This window comes from Halobaculum sp. MBLA0147, assembly GCF_041361345.1.
In the GTDB taxonomy this organism is placed as follows: Archaea; Halobacteriota; Halobacteria; order Halobacteriales; family Haloferacaceae; genus JAHENP01.
In genome coordinates, this window is record NZ_JBGKAD010000001.1 from 1,485,817 (window position 1) to 1,505,331 (window position 19,515).

Sequence of the window (19,515 nt, forward strand, 5' to 3'; positions counted from 1 at the left end):
GACGGTATTCGACCGGCGAGTACGCACCCACGTGAGAGGGAAGATCGATGAGCCACACAGTCGGGTTCGTCATCGTCAGCGGCGAGTTCGGTGGCGCGGAGACTGTCGTCTACAACGTTCTCGACAGACTGAGTTCGAGACGATCCGACCTGACGCTGTTCGCGAACACGGTTGTCGCCGACGAGTTCCGAGAGATCGACAGTCTACGTGTCGTCGATATTGGTGACATCCCGTACCACTCTTACCGGTCGTACCTCGGTCTCGACCAGGGATACGCGGCGGCCCAGTCGATAATCGGTGAAACCTGTCGAAACGAGGAAATCGACGCTCTGGTCTACAACCTTCCGGGAACGCTGTTCCTCCGCCCGGAGCACACGAACCTCTCGGAGATTTTCGTGATGCACGGTGCGATGGGGTTCGACGTGGACGAACGGCCCGAGAGCAGTAGCCTGTTGGATCGGGAGTCACGCTCGGGGCTCCGCAGCCGACTGTTGTCGGCTGTCCGACGGAACGTGAACACTAAAGAAGTCGCGACGGTCGATCACGTGATACTAACGTGCAACTACTTCGGACAGTTACTCGACCGCCGAGGCGTCTCCGTTGAGCGGACAGTCATCCCCAACGGTGTCGACCCCGCTATCGTCTACGACCGACGAGAGGTCGTCGACATCACGGAGCCGACTGTCTGTTACATCGGTGGTGCTCGGAACGTCAAAGGGTGGGACCTCCTCGTGCAAGCCATCGACAGGCTCGCAGACGACAGAGACTCCCTGACGGTCTACGTGCTTCGTGACGTGCCGCAAGACCACCAGATGCGGCAGTACCTCGCGCGGCGTGGCGTCCGCGACCACGTGGAGTTCGTCGGTTACGTTGACCGAGAGACGTATCTTGACTACCTCTTCAGCTGTGACGTGTTCTGTCTCCCGTCGTACAGTGAGTCGATCCCTGCATCGGCACTCGATGCAGTCGCCCTGGGGAAACCGATCGTCGCGACGGATGTCGGCGGGACATCTGAAGTCGTCACACACGAGGGGAACGGATATCTGTGTGATCCGACGCCGTCGTCTGTCGCCGCCGGGATCGAGTACTTCCTCGACGACGTCCGCCGAATGCGCCGTGCCAGTCGCGCGAGCTTCGAACTCGTCGAGCGGTTCTGCTGGCAAACTGTCGTCGACCAGTACGAGCGGTGCTTGCGGGAGCGACTGACCGAAGAGTCGTGACGTTCTCTGCCCCGGCGTCCGTCGTTTCGTGTGTCTCCACGGAGTCGGCGACGATACCGCAGCGGACAGCCCAACGTGGGATCTTCCCCGGTGCAGGAAGATTGAAGTAGGACACGACAACCGAATGGCTATGGACTACTACTCGGTGGTCGAGACACACGATCTCTATCCAGATTTCACTCTGCCGGTCGACGAGCGGTCGGGTCTCGAGACGTATCTCTCGCATCTGTTCGACGGAATCGATCTCGCTGGGAAACGCGTCTTGGAGGTCGGTGCAGGTGACGGGAGACACGCGCTGTACATGGCTTCACGAGGTGCGGATGTCCTCGCACTGGAGCCCGAAGCGGCGGGGGCCACGGAACAGAACGTGCGTTCGACACTGACTGCCTTGTCGGAGCACTGTGACCGGTTGCAGGTCGACTCGTCCACGTTCCAAGAGTTCGAGGCCCGGGAGTCGTTCGACTTCGTGTTCATGCACAACGTCGTCAACCACCTCGACGAGGCAGCCACCCAACGGCTACACGATAGTCGACAGGCCAAAGAGACGTACCGAGAGCTTTTCCAGAAACTTCGCCGGATCCTCACCCACGACGGGAGTGCCCTCATCGCCGACGCCGACCGAACACACTTCTACCAGTTCTTGGGACTCGACCATCCACTCGCGGGTCACATCGAATGGGAGAAGCACCAGCCACCGTCTCTCTGGCTCGAACTGTTGGAGGATGTCGGGTTCGAACGCCGACGGCTGACCTGGACACCGGCAGCGAGTACGGGTGTGTTCGCCCCACTAACCAGTAATTACGTCGTCTCTCACTTCCTACGGTGTCACTTCTGTCTGGTCGTCACGTTGGACGAGTGACCGTTCACCCGTCCGAAGTTGTCTCTTCTCTGTGTGGAACGTGGGAGGATTGGGGGTTAGTTCCGAAACGATCCTCGTCGAAGGTGAGACTGACCATCGACCCCACCGTCCAGAGGAAGTGGAACTGTATCCACGCCCAGACGAACACTGTCTGGTACCGGTGTCGCACGCCCCAGAGGTCGGGGAGTAGTGAGTAGAACACCACCACCACCAGTAGATACGACAAGAGTATTCGAGCGGTTTTTCGTCGGATGAACAGTCTTCCAGCACCGTACAGGGCTGGAATCAGGAACAACCAGTGGAGTACCGCCGGGAGTTGGAGAAACCAGTAGTTGGGAGCGATAGACCACGGCTGGGGTGTCAGAGTGAATCTGATCAGTCCGAACAGTATCGATTCGAACACGAACCGGTCCAGAGCGTGACTCCACTGGTTGAACACGTACATCGCCGGTGCTATCAACAGTCCACTGGTGAGCAGCGCTTGCCTACTGTCGAAGAGTGCCCACAGTACGGCTGCAGCAGTTATTAGAACTGGAACGTAGAAACGAAGCCAGTAGAGAGTCGCCACACTAGCGGCAATCATGACCGCATAGTATATGCTCGCTTTGTTTTTTCCTATTCTTTTAATTTTAATTAAATATAGTAGGATTGTCAGAGAGAGGAGCATCACCATAGTCCCCTTCGTGTTCGTGAAACTCGTCCACGCGAGGACATCCCAGTGGAGCAGAAAGAACACGGTACCGTATCGCGAGTAACTGCTCCCGTGGCCTGACTCGATCAAGAAGTGGTAGAATGCCACGCCACCGACGACAGATAAAAAGATATTGGCCAGTATCGGAGCATGGTACGAAGTACCAAGAATGTCGACAGAGACGATGTTCCACCAGTAGTAGAGCACGTGCTGTGTGTCCAGTTCCGAGACGAGTATGTCGACGCCACTCGGTGGGTACATCAGTTCGGACCGTCCGTACGCATCCCCGACCAGCGCCAACGAGTCCTGATAGTAGCTGATCCCGTCACCGAGCCCGAAGTTGTTCTTTTTCGGTAGGCTAAAATACACTGCCGACGGTACAAACTTGAGGGTCACTACGAGGAGGGCAGTACGCTTGCCGATGTACGGTGCCAGCAACAGGTAGCTGACGGCAGAAAGAACGATCAGTGGGACAAGGAGAACGTCCAACTCAACAGGCATCATCAACGGCTACGCAGGCGTGGAACTACTAATACCCTCGCATCGGACCCGGGACCCACGCGTATCGTTTTTCTTCTACGAATAGCAAGCCACGACGAACCGAGCCCAGCAAAGCGGACGATCACCCGTCAAGAGCGTCCATGATTATATTCTCGTACTGTCTCGCAACCTGGTCGATGGTGAAGTTCGCTCTGAAGTACTCTTTCGCCGGAGTACTCAGTTCTGTCCAGTACGATTCGTCTGTCGACAGCCTGCGAACGATTTCGACGAGTTCCGCCGTGTCTCCGTCCGCGTAACCCGACGGACCAGGAAAATCTACGAATCGACCCGGGTCGACATCCAGCCCTACTACAGGCGTCGCACAGCGCCACGCCTCCAGGAACGTGTTCGGGAACCCTTCTTTCGGTGACGTGTTGACGAGTGCAGTCGCTCGTCTGAAGTAGGTGTGTATCTTCGAGGAGTCCACCGCACCGGTGTAATCGACGTTGTCGAGACCCTCGGCCCGGTCTATGATGTACCGGTGGTACTCGGGATCGGTCGACTCGGGACCGATCATAACGAACTCGGTGTCGGGACACTGCTCGGCAAGGTCCAGAAAGAGGTGGGGCCGTTTCACTTCCTCGTCGACGTTCCCGACCCAGAGGACGAACTCGCGTTCGTCACGTGATCGCACCGTCTCTGCCGGCGGATACCCGTTCGGGACCACGACGGACGTCACTCCCAACTTTGTCGAAACTGCTTCCGATTGGTACGCCGTCTGTGAGACGACTGCCCCCGCGTTGTCTACGGCGCGGTCGAACAACCGTGAGAACGGCATCGACAGCCCTTCCAGATCACGACCGACGTTCTTGTCACTCGAAAGGCTGTACAACCACGGCACCCCGAGAAGCTCGAAGCAAACGTTCAATACGGCCGCTTTATGTGGAAATCCGCGGAAAAAATAAAAATCGGCATCTGCTCGACGAACGGTGTCGAACAGAACGGCAGCACGTTTCGCCTGACCTACCACACTGTCGTCGTCGGGCATCGGCGTGTAGCTCCGGTGTAGTGTCACACCGTCTCTGACCTCCGTAGCTGGTTGGCCGTAGTCTCCGACGACGAAGTGCACGTCGAACGAGGACTGCAGCTCCTGAGACAAGAGGTACAACTGTCGTTGAGCGCCGCCGCCTTGAACCTCGGCGTCTGGGTTGAAGTAGTGGTACGCAGCGAGTGAGATCAGGCACAGTTTGGGTTTTCGGTTGCGTGTCACGTCAACTCGCCCTCCGACACGGAAGTCCGATACACACTGGTATCGACACTGTGATACTCTCGTACAGTGGTGCTCAGTATAAGTACTTCGTATCGTTGTGGCACTCGGTCCCTGTCGAGGACCAGTGTGCGAACTCTCGGAGACGACAGACTGCCGATGCGTCCACCTGTAGTCTCACCGGTATCCGAGAGCTTTCAATCGTTCTTCAACACCGGCGTCCGTCGAGACATCCGGAGTCTCGACGTTGTCGGAAGTCTCTTCGATGTGTTCTATCCGGACTCGTAACCTGGACTCGAACCTCTCGAGGACAGACGGGTGTTCCGTGGCGACATCTCTCTGTTCGTTCGGGTCCTTGTCCAAATCGAACAACTTGGTCTCCTCGTTTTTGCCGTCGTAGAGGAAGCTCCAGCCAGGTTCACGGAACCCGATTCGGAGCGCGTCCTCGTCACGCACCCGCTTTTCAGTTACAGAGTACTGAATATCTACTGTCTCACCACGCGTCGTCGGAAGCAATGATTGGCCCTCGCACCGTTCTCGCATCGTCGGGTCCAGTTGGGCATTGATGTGGTCGAGAACCGTCGGCAGGATATCGACCGACCGAACCAGTTCCTCGACAGTCACGGTCGGCACATCTGAGTCGTATGGGAATCGCATGAACAACGGTACGTGTGTCAACTCTCGGTACGGGAGGTTGCCGTGGCCGAACAGTCCGTGCTCGTGGAACTCGTCACCGTGATCCGCTGTCACAATCACGAGTGTATCCTCGAGTTCACCACGACGCCCAAGTCCGTCGAGTAGTTCTCTGAGGTGACGGTCGAAGTACTCGATGTCACCGTAGTAGTCTCGTTCGAGCCGCCGTCGCTCCTGTTCTGTCACCTCGTCTGGCGACGTGACGGCGGCTTTCCGCCACAACAGTTCGGCAGGGATCTTCTTCCGGTACGTCCGTTCACCACCGAGGTACGGGCCGTGGACATCCATGTACTGTGCCCAGAGAAACCACGAGTCGTCCAAGTCTTCGACGAGAGAGAGAATTCGCTCGTTAACCGTCGGAGCAGGTGTGTACGGTGTCTTCGACGCGATACGGTGGAGCCGACTCACGAGTCGGTCGAACTTCTCGGGAAGTCGTTCGAGCTTCTTGTCAGGTTCGAACGCGACCACGTCCTGCTCGAAGTGGTCGAAGCCTCGGTCGAAGTTTCGTTGACTCGAGACGTACGGGTTAGAGTGGACCGCCGCAGTCGTGTATCCCGCCGACTGAAACTGTGACGCGAACGTCGGCTGGTTGGCTTCGAGGAACCAGTGCCCTCCGTAGTCCAGCGGGTACCGTCCGGTCAACATCGCCGTCATCGCCGGTGCCGTGCTGACCCCCTGTGTGATACACTGGTCGAACCGAACACTTTCCTCGGCAACACTGTCGAGTGTCGGAGTCTCGGTGTCGTCACTACGGATCGCATCCGCGCGGAGTGAGTCAACGACAACGAGGAGAACGTTTGGCGACCGCATTGAGATTTCCAGGTTCGCGGCCAGATTTCAATGTTTGGATTTCGACGGTACACCGTGATGGGGCCCGTACCCGTCAGCCCGAGTCAGGGAACACCGGCACCACAGCCACAGCCGGTGGCCGACGACCGGCCGTCGCCTCCGAGACGGACTTTTCGACCGAGACACAGCCGAAATACCGAAGTCATAAATCCCTCCGAACCTCACCTCAGGCCGAGACAAGACCGGCCGCCGACTCCAGTAGCTGACTCTCCGAGGCGGCGCTCAAGTTGTAGTATGTCGATCATCAAGGAGCACAATAGGCGGAACAGATGAGCGAGTCGAAAAAAATCCGGCTGTGGTTGCTCATCGGGTCGTTACAGACTGGTGGAGCGAACAAGAACCTCGTCGACCTGGCGAACGGGCTTGATCACGAGGAGTTCGACGTCACTGTCTGGACGATCCTCCCCGACGACACCCTCGCACCTGAACTCTCGCCGGCTGTGACACACAGGTCGCTCGACGCCTCGGGGAAGTTCGACCTCGGGGCCGTCGTCGAGTTCCTCCGGGTCGTCCGCCGAGAGTCTCCCGACGTGCTCCATTCGTTCCTGTTCTTCGACAATCTCCTCGCACGGTTGTCGAGGGTCACCTCTCCACAGACGGCGGTCGTCTCTGGTGTCTTCTCGGCCCCGACCGACCGGCCGTGGATACGGTCGTTCCTCGACCGTCTCACGACTGGACTCTGTGACCACGTCGTCGCCAACTCGGAGGCGTGTGCGTCTCTCGCCGTCCGACGAGGAACGCCACCCACACACGTCAGCACGATTCCGAACGCCCGTGAGGTCTCACTGTTCTGGGACGCAGCGGAACCCTCCGGGTTGCGGTCGTCTCTCGGTATTCCACCCGACGCGACTGTCGTCGGGACGGTGGGACGACTCGTCCCGGTCAAAGGTCACAGGGACCTACTCGCGGCGTGGCCGACAGTCCTCCGCGCGAACCCGGACGCACACCTCGTCGTCGTGGGAGACGGCCCGGAGCGACAGGCACTCGAATCGTTGACACGAGACTACGACTGTCGTGACTCGGTCACGTTCACTGGACGCCGATCCGACGTGCCGGAGCTGCTGGCTACGTTCGACGTGTTCGCGTTTCCCTCTCACTACGAGGGGATGCCGGGTGCGGTCATCGAGGCGATGGCGGCGGGAGTTCCGACTGTCGGGACCCGAGTCCCCGGAACCACCGAACTCGTCGACGACGGGGAGACGGGTGTCCTAGTCGAGGCGGAGTCCCCGGACGAACTTGCGACGGCGATCGACGAACTCCTGTCCGACCCGAGCCGGCGTGAGAGACTCGGGCGAAAGGCGAGCCAAGTCGCTGGGGCACAGTTCTCGCTGGACCGACTCGTCGAGTCTCACTCACAGTTGTACCGAGACTTGGCGGGACAGACGGAGAGTCGGTCGTGACACGTAGCGGGGACCGGGGCTGTGACACAGCGTGACCGCACTCACCCGCGGTAGTAGGAGACTGTCCGTTCGAGCCCGTCGGTGAACTCGACGACAGGCTCGTATCCGAGGTGCTCTCTCGCCTTGGAGATATCTGCGTGTGAGTGCTTCACGTCTCCCGGACGGAGATCGTCGTACTCCGGCTCGATGTCGGTCCCGAGGATGTTGTTCAGTGCGTCGACGAGTTCGTTGATCGTCACCCGTCCACCACAACCGACGTTGAATGCTTCACCAGAGACATCGCTCGTCGCGGCGAGGCGATTCGCCTCGACAGCGTTGTCGATGTACGTGAAGTCCCGTGACTGTTCACCGTCTCCGTACACGACCGGAGCGTCACCACTCAACATCAGGTCGACGAACTTCGGAATCACCGCCGCGTACTCCCCGTTCGGGTCCTGACGCGGGCCGAAGATGTTGAAGTACCGGAGTGCCACCGTGTCGAGATCGTACAACTCGTCGAACTGTAACGCCAGTCGCTCCGTGTAGTACTTCGACAGCGCGTACGGCGACTCGGGGCTGGGAGTCATCGTCTCGACTTTCGGAAGAGTCTCCGTCGAGCCGTACACCGACGACGACGACGCGACGACGACGGTGTCAACATCCGCCGCTCGGGCGGCGTCGAGGACCGTCGCAGTCCCCGTACAGTTCGCGTCCGTGGTCGTCATGGGGTCCTCGATACTCCGGGGGACCGACGGGACCGCGGCTTGGTGAAAGACGTAGTCTACTCCGTTCATCAGCTCTCCGAGGAGGTCACTGTCGCCGATGCTCCCCTCGGTGAAGCTGAAGTTACTACTGTCACGTAACGGTCGGAGGTTCCGTCTCCTCCCGGTCGCGAAGTTGTCGATCCCCCTCACTTCGATCCCGTCGTCGAGCAGACTGTCGGCGAGGTTCACGCCGACGAACCCTCCGACACCAGTGACGAGTGCTGTTGTCACACCGAGTCGGTTGTCAACTGGGAAAGTCAGTGTGTCGGTTTCGGCCATCGACAGTCGAACCTGAGCTGCTGCACTCGATGAATCCTATCCGCACCGGTGCTACCTAACGAGCAATCAGCAACCATTAAACCGTTAGTTGGAAATGGGTATATACCGATGGTAGTCACTCTCTCGCTGAAAGTTGGCCGGACGAACCTCTTCGGTCACGACTGTAGCGTAGTTCTCGCAGAGGATGGAGAAATCCTCTATGGTGTCGAGGACGAGCGATTTAGCCGACAGAAGCACGGATCATTGCAGTTTCCGAAAGCCGCGATCGAGGATTGTCTGGCAACCACTGGGAAGGACCTGTCTGATGTCGACGAAATAATCGCCCCGTACGATCCGAGACATCAAGTCCAGTCGTATAAAAAAATATAACTGCCCTCTGGCAGTCTGAGTTATCGATACTAAAGAAGCTCCAACGGGCGGAGCAGGCTACCGAGGTGACGGTTCGGAACCGATTCCGGTTGGAGGATGTACTGCAGGACAACTTCGCACAGATCGACAGTGATGTCCCACCGATCAGGTTTCTCAACCACCACCGCTGTCACGCTATCTCGGCAGCGTATCCATCTCCGGTCGATCTGGATCTTGTCGTCACTGCAGACCTACGTGGAGAGGTTGACGCAACGGTGGTCTGGGAAGTGGGCGACGGAGAGGTCCACCGAAAAAAAACGTTCGAGTGGCCGAACTCACTCGGTTCGTTCTTTGGGGCTATCACCGAGTATCTCGGGTTTAGGGCGAACAATGGTGAAGGGAAGGTGATGGGACTGGCTCCCTACGGAGAGTCACGCCCCAAATTCTCGGACCCGTTGCGACAGCGGCTAGACTTCACCGCTGACTACGACGTGATGCCGCTGATAGAGGGTGCACGCATGGAAGACTACGTTGCGCGACTGGAATCGTGGTTTGGGGAGTCTCGGCGTTCATATGGTGACCCGATTGAGCAGCATCACAAAGATATCGCAGCGGTGGCACAGACCTGTTTGGAAAACGTGATGGAGAACCTCGTCCGACGTTGGATGGACGAGGTTGATGCTGACGCGTTGGGCCTAGCTGGTGGTGTCGCCCTCAATTGTAAAATGAACAAACACATACGAGAGTTGGATTGCGTCGATTCTGTGTTCATTCAACCAGTCGCAGGAGACGCTGGAGTCGCCGTCGGCGGGGCACTCGAACCCTTCGGCTTGACGGAGACATCACCTCTCGACACGGTGTATATGGGCCCGTCGTTCTCAACCGAAGAGATCAGAGCCGTTCTTGAGCAGAACAAACTCGAATACAGTGAGCCGGACAATTTATATCAGCACGTTGCAAGGCGGGTCGCCGATGGAGAACTCGTCGGATGGTTCCAGGGATCACTCGAGATGGGACCTCGTGCACTCGGTAACCGGAGCATTCTCGCAGATCCACGGGAGGAGAAATCACGTGATCGGGTCAACAAATACGTGAAACACCGTGAGGAGTGGCGTCCGTTTGCGCCGTCGTTGAAAGAATCGGCCGCATCAGACTATTTTAAAAACGCTACGAAGGCTCCGTTCATGATACAGACATTCGAAGTAAAGTACAACGAAGCGTCTAATATTCCAGCTGTCTTACATCCGGAAGATAACACCGCACGCCCGCAGACAGTTCGTGAAGACCAGAACCCCAGATACCACCGTCTCCTCTCGGCATTTGAGGATCTCACGGGGGTACCTGTCCTACTTAACACCTCGTTCAACGATAGCGGCGAACCTATCGTGGCTCAGCCACGCGAAGCAATCCGTGACTTCTTCTCGATGGGGTTAGACTGCCTCGTCCTTGAGGACCTCGTAGTGACGAAGTGATACCGCCTCGGTCGGCTACTGCTCGCCGGCACGACACAGCGACTCCAGCACCGCCGTCGTCTCCTCGACAGTTCGTCGCCACCTGTAGGAGTCGTCGAGACCGTGAACCGACCGTTCGGGCTCGATCCAGTCTCGGACGGCGTCCGCGAACGCCGCAGGATCGGTCGTGTCGACGGTGTCCCCGTTCCCGGAAACGACACTCTCGACCTGTTGGAGTTCGTTGCTGACCACGGGCACTCCGCTACTGATCGCCTCGAGTACGACCCGCGGAAGTCCTTCTGCTCTGCTCGACAACACGAGAACGTCACTACTGCGGTAGACGCTGGGCATCTCTTCGTACGGAATCTGTCCGAGGAAGGTGACATCGTCTGCGACTCCCAAGGACGCCGCCTTTTTATCGAGCGTCTCTCTCAGTGGTCCGTCCCCACAAAGGTACAGTGCAACGTCGGGGACCGCCTCCTTGAGCCGCGCGAAGGCTCTTAAAATGTCTCTCGGATTCTTTCCGTCTACGAGACGGCCGACGAAGAGGATCACCGGGCCGTCGTGGTTGATGTGCTCACTCGACGGCCCGTCCGGTCTGAAGCGAGTCGTGTCGATTCCGTTCGACACCACCTCGATACGAGATTCGACCCCGAGTGACTGAACACGTCGTCTGTCGGTCTCCGTATAACAGAAGACGACATCTGCGGCCTCGAAGGAGAGACGGCCTAGTGTTCGCAGGTACAGGTCGAACAACCACTCTGGTGCCGTCTGTGAGTAGAGTCCGTGGTTGGTGAGTGCCAGTGGCGTGTCTGCGAGAACCCGATCGAGACAAGCGACGTTCGTCAGGAAGTACAGGTGTGAGTGTGCGTGGACTACGTCGAACTCCGGCCCTCTGAGCAGGTAGTCGAGTGCACCGAAGGAGATCTGATTGCCGATGACTTCTGCCGTCTGTGGCTGTCGGACGACCGTGTATCCTGCACGCTCTTCACGCCGTGGGAGTGTCTCGTCGTCGGAGACAGTCAACACGGTCACGTCGTGACCCATCTCGGCTTGGTCTCGACTCAGAGCGTGAGCGTGATACGTCCCACCACCCGGGACCTCCGGATACAGATTCTGCGCCACTCGTAAGATACGCATCTCAGTTCTCCACGACGGGCGTCTCGTACCGGTCACGGTCATGGCTGTATCGACCGACGAACGCAGACCCGTCTCCTGTGACCGTGTGAGGGTGTACGTACCCGAGTGACGCTTCCGTCTCCGGTGTGTCTACGTCCGCGCCATCTGTCGGGTTGACGACCGCCGTGGCTACGTCGGCCTCCTGGCCGTCCCCACGAACTGGTCCGTAGTCTCCGTTGGGCCCTCGTGTCGCCTCCCGACTTCCTCCCACACTGTACGTCTCGATGCCGAGAGCGGAGAGCGACTCGAAGCAGTCGACCACCATCACGTCGTGTCCCCTCGAAGGGACGTCTCCTGAGGGGCCGCTGGGGAATTCCACACCACCAGTAACCTCAACTCTCATAGACGGGTGCGGTCCTCCACAGGTAGAAAATCTATCGATGTCCGGGGACTGTGACCGCGCCCCTGATCGAATCGGGAGCCCAGATCGGACAGAACTGTGAGATCGGAATATTGATCACCACAGAGTAGGTCGCTCGAACTAGAGTGCTCTACTACGTCTCTAGTTCAGAGATTACTGGGAAAATGGCACACTCTATTCAACAGATGCGGATGTGTGCTGCGTTCGCCCGCCAGGGTCAACAGGTCTGCTTCGTTCATCCAGCCCACGGTCGAAGTGTCTGTTGGGACGACATCGCAGACTACTACGGACTCGAGACCAGGTTCGAGATCGAAGATGTTCCAACGGTCGAAGGATTCCTCAACTCGGTCCCTTATGCGGAGCTACTCTCGACATCAGTCTCACTGGCCGGTACACTCTTTTCGAAGTTGCTGACTGGCGCGATGGAACCATCGGACATCGTGTACTGTCGTGACTACTACGGAGCGTTTGTGTTCAACGAACTGCTCCGCCTGATCCCGGAACACAAGCGTCCAATCCTCGCCTTCGAACACCACGACATTATCTCTGCGAGAATGAAGCGTAGATTTTACCCGTCCATTGATGCCGTCATTCCGATCACACACGCTCTGGAGTCGTACGGGATCGACACCTTCGGTATTTCACCAGAGAACACGTTCGTCGCACCTGACGGCGTCGATATCGACCCGTACGAGGGGAAACCAAAGCGAGCGGCACGCGAAGAACTCAACCTGCCGATAGATCGAACAATCGTGATGTACACCGGTCACTTGTACCCTGGCAAGGGGGTCAATGTCCTCGTCCGAGCGGCATCAAGCGTCGACGGACTGGTCTATGTAGTCGGGGGGCACGAATCAGACATCGAACGCGTGCAATCGTCGTTCGACGTACCGGAGAACGTAGTATTCACGGGATTCGTTCAACCCGCTTCAATTCCCTCGTATCAACTTGCGGCAGATGTTCTGGTCGCCCCGTACACGAACGAGTCACGCGATTTCATATCGCCGTTGAAGCTGTTCGAGTACATGGCAGCCGGGCGCCCGATCGTCGCGACGAGCAGATCGGTACTTAAAGAAGTGTTGACCGACGGGGAGAATGCACTCCTCGCCGAACCCGGCGACTCACACGAGCTCGCCGTTCGAATCAACGATCTCGTCCGCTCCGAGGAGTTGCGCGAGGAAATCGCGTCGTCTGCACGTGACACGGCCACGGAGTACACCTGGGACGAACGTGCGAAGTCCATACTCGAGTTCCTCGGAGTAGGTTCATCACAGTCGTAGTCACTGTCGACAGAGGCGATCTGGCGTCGTGTCGTGTTACTTGTTCACTTGCTTCGATACTGTACCAGTGTGACGATGGCGGCAGTAGACAGGGTGACGGCGAGTACCCGAGGGTCGGCACTCACGTACAGACCTGGGGTTGACGGTCGAATCCACACGGGGAACAACCAGAATCCCGCTGCTTCGTCGGCGAACACTCTGAACCCGTCTACGACGAGCGAAGTGAGCCCGCCGAAAATAAGCAGTGGATACACCTACCGCCACACCTCTCGGTCGAACAGAACGGTAATTCCGACGGCGATACAGATGACGCCCCCAAGAGAGCCGATCGACGCGTAGCTGAACGGAACTCCCAGCGACTCCCGAACGACGGAGTCGGCTACCACGAGTCTGATTTTCACCAGATCTGGAATCGCAGCACCCCCCATCGCGATAGGAATCCAGCGACGTGGAACCTCTACACGCCATCACGCGGCGGCCAACAGGACGTACGGGACGAGCACGTGTGTCAGCAAATCAGCCATCTTTCGCCTCCAGGGTGAGCCCTGCCGTGTCGATCTGCCAGTATCTGAACACCGTGACCAGGACGAGGCCAGCACCGAGGATTGACACGCCGAACTTGTACAGCCGCGATTCCCTCGAGGACTCGACCACGACGACCCGGTCTGCGGCGAGCACCCTATCAGGACGTACGACACCGAGAACCTGAACGGTTCCCCCGGGGCGGACAGCTGCGTCGAACGATCGGACACGGACCGTGTACGTCTCGCCCCGGGCATCGACTTGGACGTGCACCACTCGGTCGCCCACTGAGGTGACCGTCCCGAACAGGAACGTCTCTTTACCGACGTGTGCGTCGTAGTTCTTTGCCAGTTCGTTGTCGGTGGGATACGGCCAGCGATCTTCGAACATAGCGTCGTAGTGGATCCCCATCGCGACGGAACAGGCGACGGCTAGTCCGAGAACGACGAGACGGCATCGAACCTTCACATCTCAGACTGCGAGAGATGTTAGTTTCAATTCCGCGCTCGCACGTACCACGGCAGGAGTAACACCGTTGCCTCAACTGGCGTAGACTACATCGGCATTGTCCTTCACAGTCGACCGAACGAGTCGAATACGACCGCCGATTGGTCACCAACGAGATCAGAGGGCCAGGTTGTAGAGACGTCGGTGAGCGTCCGAAGAGTTGTGTCACCGCCGTCGTGTAACTAAACGGGTTCCTCATCAAGTACCACACCACCGACGTGTGGAACGCTCAGAACCGGGTCACCGGCACTCCGATCGGTGTCGTTCGCCGTGAGCAACGGTGGTACGTCTGTGTGAATCGTCGCCGATCCAAGCGTTCGACGACTGCGCCCTGGAGGAGCCACCGTTTCCACGACTCTGAGTCCGGGTGAGGTCTCAGCCTCGCCTCAGTTGGGTGATCGTCTGGAGCCAGGTGATTGATAATGCTCCCTCTCCTACGCATCTGTAGATCGATGACGCACGACCGTGGCGACATCGAATCGGAGTCAAACGAGCGATCTGTGTCACGACTGGCCGTGATCCTCGGAGGAACGGCTCCAGAGTCTGTCTTGTCGTCGTCACGATTTGTCACGGTGATACGGACACTGCCACGCTTGGTTCGTGGGTCGTTGCTCTACCGCTGGTTGAATGTAAATCTAGATTCGGCGGTAATCGTGATAGACCTCAGGGAGACGTACATCGTCGGACCGTTGCTTCGTGTGATAGACGAACTCAACGAGCGTATTCGTCCACACTGGGAGCGTTCACGTCTCCAAAGTATCGTCTACAGCGCCGGTTCCCAGATCAAGAGGTTTGGAGAGACGCGTGTCGGGGAACTGGTACTTGGCGTACTGGAGCCACCAGAGCCGATCGACGACGAGGCAATAGTGAACGCTACGAACGGACATGATCGAAACTCCAAAGAAAACGAACAGATCGGAGCCAGTGATTCTGAGTGACGGCGACCGGGGACGTGTGATCTCCATCGACACGGATGGTTTATTTGTAGAAAGTATAAAGGAAGAATATTGTAGTAGTGTGATCCTTCCGGAACGACTGCTTCGACGGTCGGTACCACACTCTGAGAAAAGAGACAAGAGGCTGACAAACGGGGTCACCCGCCGATCGACACGACCGTCGCCTCAATCGTGATTGTCCCGAGGTCCAGGGTAATCAACTCTCCCTGTCGGACCGGTTCTCCTTTGAATCGGACGCCGTCGACGGTCTCCTGTACTTCGAGGCTGACGTTCATCCGCACGTCCCGCAGTGTCGGGTGATCGAAGACGCCAAGTTCACCGTCATCTCCACGGATCAAGATCGTTGATGGGGTTCGCTGGACATCGGTGAGCCGGGCCAACACTTCCCCACCAGTGCGTTCTACCATCCCCGACTGTATCGACTGTGCGATGTCCGCACGAACCTCGTTGAGTCTGAGAGTGGCCGTCCGTGTCGCCGGAGTCCCCCGTCGGTTCGTCGTCCCGACACGCTCTATTTTGCCGGTGAATTCGTAAGCGTCTGTTCGAATCGCCAATTCATTTCCTTCTTTTACAAATTTGTTTCTAAACCTCGGTGCTTCACCGTACGAGACAGTCCGTAGTGAGAGACCGACTGCGATCCGCTTGCGGTCTGGGTTACTCGTTCCATACGCGCTGACGTTCGTGACGGTAGCCGTCACGTCATTACCGACACGAACACTATCTCCGACGGAGAGTCGATCGGCCGTCTCCGGGTCGACTGTATCCGTGACGAGGACTTTCGTTCGGCCTGCAGCAAGTCCCCCGCCGATGTCGTCAATGGTCCCCGTGATCGTGTATTCGCCAGTGTCGAGCGTTAGTTGCTGGCCTCGTTGAATCGGTGTCGACCCGAATCGGAGCGTACCTGCTCGACGGACAGCAGTGAGGTTGACCGATAGGAAAACGACCCGCCGGTCGGGCTCATCAGTCAGATAGACACGGTGGGTGTCAACCGTCGCGATGGTCTCATCGGCGACGGTGACCGTGTCACCGGGAGCGATCTGTCTGGCTCGTTTAGCTGGGAGAGTCGTACGGAGAACAACCGACTCAGTGCCGACGCGCGGGTTCTGGTTGATCGCCTCGATGCGGCCATCGAGTGTGAAGTCGGGGGCCGCCAGACGGAACGTCTGACCAGGGCGGATCTGTCGACCGCCGAATCGATCCACGCCGTTTCGCGCGAGTGTCGAGAGATTCAGTGTCGCATAGACGAGTCGGTTTGTCGGAGTCGTCGTCGGTTGGATGGTGACGTTCTCCACGACCGCTACACGTCGGCCCGCGACGACAATTCGGTCGCCTTGATCAATTTCCGTCGCCTTTTTCACCGAGAGGACATCTCGAACGAGGACCGTAGTTGAACTCGTCGTGAGTTGCCGACCGCCGCCGAGAGCACGGATCTCACCGCTCACTTCGTACTCACCGGTGATCACGTCGAGAGTCCGGCCGAGGCGTGGGGGGACACCGTCGTATCTGATCGTGTCACCCGCGCGTTCGCCCGTAAGCGAGACTCGCGTGACTACTCGTGTACCACGGCTCGTCGGAGTCGTGTACACGTCCGTGATCCGTAGCTCGGCCGTGCCCGTGGGGCTGTACACGTCTCCGTCTTCAATCGCCTCAACGACGAACTGCGGTTGAACACCCAAGTCGAGCGTGGCGTTCACGGCCCCGAGTGTCGGATCGGATTCGTCACCGGATCCAACCAGTGCCGCGCCGGCGGCCGCAGCGACGAGAACAGCCAGCACTACCAACGCGTCAACCACGTTCACGCGGCCGAACAAGTTGCCATCTTCGTCTATGAGTTCCACAGGCACTCCCTCATTCCTCGGACGCGGCGATGGCTTTAAAAATATTGTGAAACGGTGGTCAGCGACTGCAGGCCCCTACTTCGGATATATTTTACATTTTTTGTAATTACCTTGTCCGATGTTCGGTCCAGTGTCTCAGTCATCCGACGACAGTGTCGACTATCGTCGTTCCCGAAGCATTTAATCCCTATCTCACAACACTCAGTACTGTGGACGGCCGTGATGTAGCGGATCTGCTCGACGAGCGTCCCGACTTGGAGCCTGCTCTACGTGCAGTACTCGATACAGACCCCCCGTGGACGTTCGATGACATCGAAGTGGATTCGGGCGCATTCGGAGAGCTCGTGTCTCGTGGAGTCGTCGAAGAACACGAACACGGTTACCGTGTCGCCGACCCCGACGCCGTCCGATCGGCACTCGTCCGCCCAGACAAAAGTCAGGATGCGTCCGGCGACACTGAGAGCCGTTGGCTGACCCGTCGATCCTACTCGCTGGATCGAGAGAGCACCATCGCAGTCGCCGGTGCCCTCCTGTTCGTTGCACTTCTTCGGCTGATCTCATACCCCAAAATATTTCATGGGGAAGAAATCACACTATCAGGAAACGATCCCTATTACTACAGATTCTGGGTAGAGAGGATAATCGCTTCCGATCAGTTCACCGCTACGGCACTGCCCGATCAAGTCACGAACGCGGAGCCGCTCTTCGTCGCGGTTCTCAGTTTCGCAGCGGACACTGCTGGAGGGACCGAGACGGCGACAGGTATCGTGCTCGCGTGTTATCCAGTCGTCGTGGCCGTCGTCACCGGACTGTTGACGTACACCCTCGTGACGACGGTAACGAATGATAAACGAGTAGCACTCGCAGCCCTCTTGTTGTTCGCGCTCACTCCGGGGCACGCCTTCCGGACGAGCCTCGGCTTCGCAGACCACCACGCGTTCGACTACGTATGGCTGGTGACCACAGTGCTAGCTGCCACTGTCCTCGTCGCCGAGACGACTCGCCACGACGCATCCGATCCGATACGAGCGGTACTCGGCAGCATAGGGATGGCTGTGGGGATTGCTGGACAAATACTCGCGTGGGAAGCAGGGCCGCTACTTGTGGTTCCACTCGGGGCGTACGTGGCCATCGACGGACTACTCGGCGTGGACACTGGACGCTCACCACTGAACACGCATCTCCCCCTCCTCGCTGGGATTGCAATGGGTGCCGTTCTCACCTGGACCGTCCACACGTCGTTCGGGTGGCATACGACACTGGTCGCCGCCGTACCGGCGTTGTTGGTGGTGGGAACAGTCGGTGTCTCCGTCGTCGCCGAGCTGTGTCACCGGCTTGGTCTTCACGTCGGAGTTCCGATCCTCGTGGAGCTTCTCGGTACAGGTGGTGCGGTGGGTCTCCTCGCCAGACGCTACCCCGACCGTTTGAATCGACTGGTAGTGGACGCCGAGACTCGACTGCTCCAAACGAACTCCCCCGCAGAGGCGGGGGGACTGTTCGGTGAGTCACTCGGATGGCTCCTCCTGTTTGGATTCGTGTTCGTTCTGGCCGTTCCATACCTCGTGACCAGCACATACCGTATGTTGGACCGTCCGGTCTGGGCGCCGCTAGTCGTGTACACGTGGTCGTTCGTTCTCCTCGCAGCGGTACAAATTCGATTCATCGGAGAGATGGCACCTTTCATCGCCGTCTTCGCAGGTGTCGGGTTCGTGTCACTCGCGGCGTGGGTAGACATCATTGAGTCACCACCGGTGCTGACTGGAAGCGCACCAGAGGCCGTCCGCTCCCTCACCGTGCCGGATCAAGCCACACTCAAGTCACTCACACTGCTGTTGCTCCTCGTAGGAAGTCTAAGCTTCGTCCAAATCCCGGTCAAGACGAGCCAACTGACGTACACGGACGCACAGTACGAGGCTGCGTCGTGGATGGCGGGTGACGCTGAGGACCGAACCCTCGATTACCCTGACAGCTACGTCCTCAGTCGGTGGGGAGACAATCGGTTTTACAACTACCACGTGAACGGGGAGTCAGCCTCCTTCAGGTTTGCACGAGCTACCTATGGCGATTTCGTGTTCGGGACGAACGGCGAACGATGGTACCAACGTCTCAAAGACCGGGCAGGGTACGTCGTCTTGACAGACGCCACCGTCGGAAACGACTCGACGCTTGGAACACGACTGTACAGGTCTGATGGGAGTATGACCGACAGTGCACCGGGATTACAACACTATCGGTTGGTACAAATCACTGGAGACGGGCGTTACAAGGTCTTTTCGCTCGTGCAAGGTGCACGACTTCACGGGACGGGACCAGCCAACGAGACGGTCACTGTCAAGACTGAGGTGACTGTCGGTTCGTATACTACGACGTACACACAACAGACGAGAGTCAAGCCGTCTGGTGAGTTCAGTATCATCGTACCATATCCAGGAACGTACCGGGTACGGGGGACTGACGTACTTGTCTCCGAACGTGCCGTTCAGAGTGGAGCCCGTGTGACTGTCGAGTAGTGACCAAGATTCACGTTCAAAAAGGGGTATGACCGACCGAACCGTCTCACGATACCGTCCTGCAACAGGATCACACTACGAA

At 58.2% G+C, this 19,515-nt stretch carries 15 protein-coding genes; 8 read left to right on the forward strand and 7 right to left on the reverse strand.

Translation table 11 applies throughout. The features are described from left to right. Nucleotides 1–47: 47 nt before the first annotated feature. Together RYH80_RS07025 and RYH80_RS07030 are read left to right on the forward strand one after the other, a co-directional pair. Entirely contained in the window at nt 48–1,220 is a 1,173-nt protein-coding gene (locus RYH80_RS07025; RefSeq protein ID WP_370903142.1) for a glycosyltransferase family 4 protein, read from the forward strand. Nucleotides 1,221–1,350: 130 nt separating this feature from the next. Then, on the forward strand, nt 1,351–2,079 hold the full coding sequence (locus RYH80_RS07030) for a class I SAM-dependent methyltransferase (protein WP_370903143.1): 729 nt from the start codon (nt 1,351–1,353) through the stop codon (nt 2,077–2,079). 4 nt (nt 2,080–2,083) lie between these two features. On the opposite strand, the gene RYH80_RS07035 is transcribed toward RYH80_RS07030, so the two are convergent. The 3 genes from RYH80_RS07035 to RYH80_RS07045 form a co-directional block, all read right to left on the reverse strand. Beyond that, entirely contained in the window at nt 2,084–3,274 is a 1,191-nt protein-coding gene (locus RYH80_RS07035) for a hypothetical protein (protein ID WP_370903144.1), read from the reverse strand. 118 nt (nt 3,275–3,392) lie between these two features. Further along, nucleotides 3,393–4,520, reverse strand: a complete 1,128-nt coding sequence (locus RYH80_RS07040) for a glycosyltransferase family 4 protein (RefSeq protein WP_370903145.1) — start codon at nt 4,518–4,520, stop codon at nt 3,393–3,395. A 174-nt stretch (nt 4,521–4,694) separates the two neighbouring features. Beyond that, complete coding sequence (locus RYH80_RS07045; RefSeq protein ID WP_370903146.1) at nt 4,695–6,020, reverse strand: sulfatase family protein; 1,326 nt, start codon at nt 6,018–6,020, stop codon at nt 4,695–4,697. Nucleotides 6,021–6,328: 308 nt separating this feature from the next. On the opposite strand from RYH80_RS07045, the gene RYH80_RS07050 reads away from it, so the two are divergent. Continuing rightward, entirely contained in the window at nt 6,329–7,459 is a 1,131-nt protein-coding gene (locus RYH80_RS07050; protein WP_370903147.1) for a glycosyltransferase, read from the forward strand. A gap of 41 nt (nt 7,460–7,500) precedes the next feature. Here the strand turns inward: RYH80_RS07050 and RYH80_RS07055 are convergent, their stop codons facing one another. Next, nucleotides 7,501–8,433: an NAD-dependent epimerase/dehydratase family protein gene (locus RYH80_RS07055; protein ID WP_370903148.1), complete on the reverse strand. Its 933-nt coding sequence runs from the start codon at nt 8,431–8,433 to the stop codon at nt 7,501–7,503. A 156-nt stretch (nt 8,434–8,589) separates the two neighbouring features. Between RYH80_RS07055 and RYH80_RS07060 the strand changes: the two genes are divergently transcribed. Then, nucleotides 8,590–8,850 (forward strand): carbamoyltransferase N-terminal domain-containing protein, encoded by a 261-nt coding sequence (locus RYH80_RS07060; protein ID WP_370903149.1) that lies wholly within the window; start codon nt 8,590–8,592, stop codon nt 8,848–8,850. 65 nt (nt 8,851–8,915) lie between these two features. Further along, a complete protein-coding gene (locus RYH80_RS07065; protein WP_370903151.1) occupies nt 8,916–10,301 on the forward strand; it encodes a carbamoyltransferase family protein in 1,386 nt (461 codons plus the stop codon). 15 nt (nt 10,302–10,316) lie between these two features. Here RYH80_RS07065 and RYH80_RS07070 read toward each other — a convergent pair whose 3' ends face one another. Beyond that, complete coding sequence (locus RYH80_RS07070; protein WP_370903152.1) at nt 10,317–11,420, reverse strand: glycosyltransferase family 4 protein; 1,104 nt, start codon at nt 11,418–11,420, stop codon at nt 10,317–10,319. 525 nt (nt 11,421–11,945) lie between these two features. Here RYH80_RS07070 and RYH80_RS07075 point away from each other — a divergent pair. After that, a complete protein-coding gene (locus RYH80_RS07075) occupies nt 11,946–13,100 on the forward strand; it encodes a glycosyltransferase family 4 protein (RefSeq protein WP_370903153.1) in 1,155 nt (384 codons plus the stop codon). Nucleotides 13,101–13,616: 516 nt separating this feature from the next. Here RYH80_RS07075 and RYH80_RS07080 read toward each other — a convergent pair. Continuing rightward, on the reverse strand, nt 13,617–14,090 hold the full coding sequence (locus tag RYH80_RS07080) for an OB-like fold-containing membrane protein (protein WP_370903154.1): 474 nt from the start codon (nt 14,088–14,090) through the stop codon (nt 13,617–13,619). A gap of 554 nt (nt 14,091–14,644) precedes the next feature. Here RYH80_RS07080 and RYH80_RS07085 point away from each other — a divergent pair. Next, on the forward strand, nt 14,645–15,067 hold the full coding sequence (locus RYH80_RS07085) for a hypothetical protein (RefSeq protein ID WP_370903155.1): 423 nt from the start codon (nt 14,645–14,647) through the stop codon (nt 15,065–15,067). Nucleotides 15,068–15,222: 155 nt separating this feature from the next. On the opposite strand, the gene RYH80_RS07090 is transcribed toward RYH80_RS07085, so the two are convergent. Then, nucleotides 15,223–16,923: a DUF4330 family protein gene (locus RYH80_RS07090; protein ID WP_370903156.1), complete on the reverse strand. Its 1,701-nt coding sequence runs from the start codon at nt 16,921–16,923 to the stop codon at nt 15,223–15,225. Between the two features lie 209 nt (nt 16,924–17,132). Here RYH80_RS07090 and RYH80_RS07095 point away from each other — a divergent pair, with 209 nt between their 5' ends. Then, nucleotides 17,133–19,433: an STT3 domain-containing protein gene (locus RYH80_RS07095; RefSeq protein WP_370903157.1), complete on the forward strand. Its 2,301-nt coding sequence runs from the start codon at nt 17,133–17,135 to the stop codon at nt 19,431–19,433. The last annotated feature ends 82 nt before the right edge of the window (nt 19,434–19,515 follow it).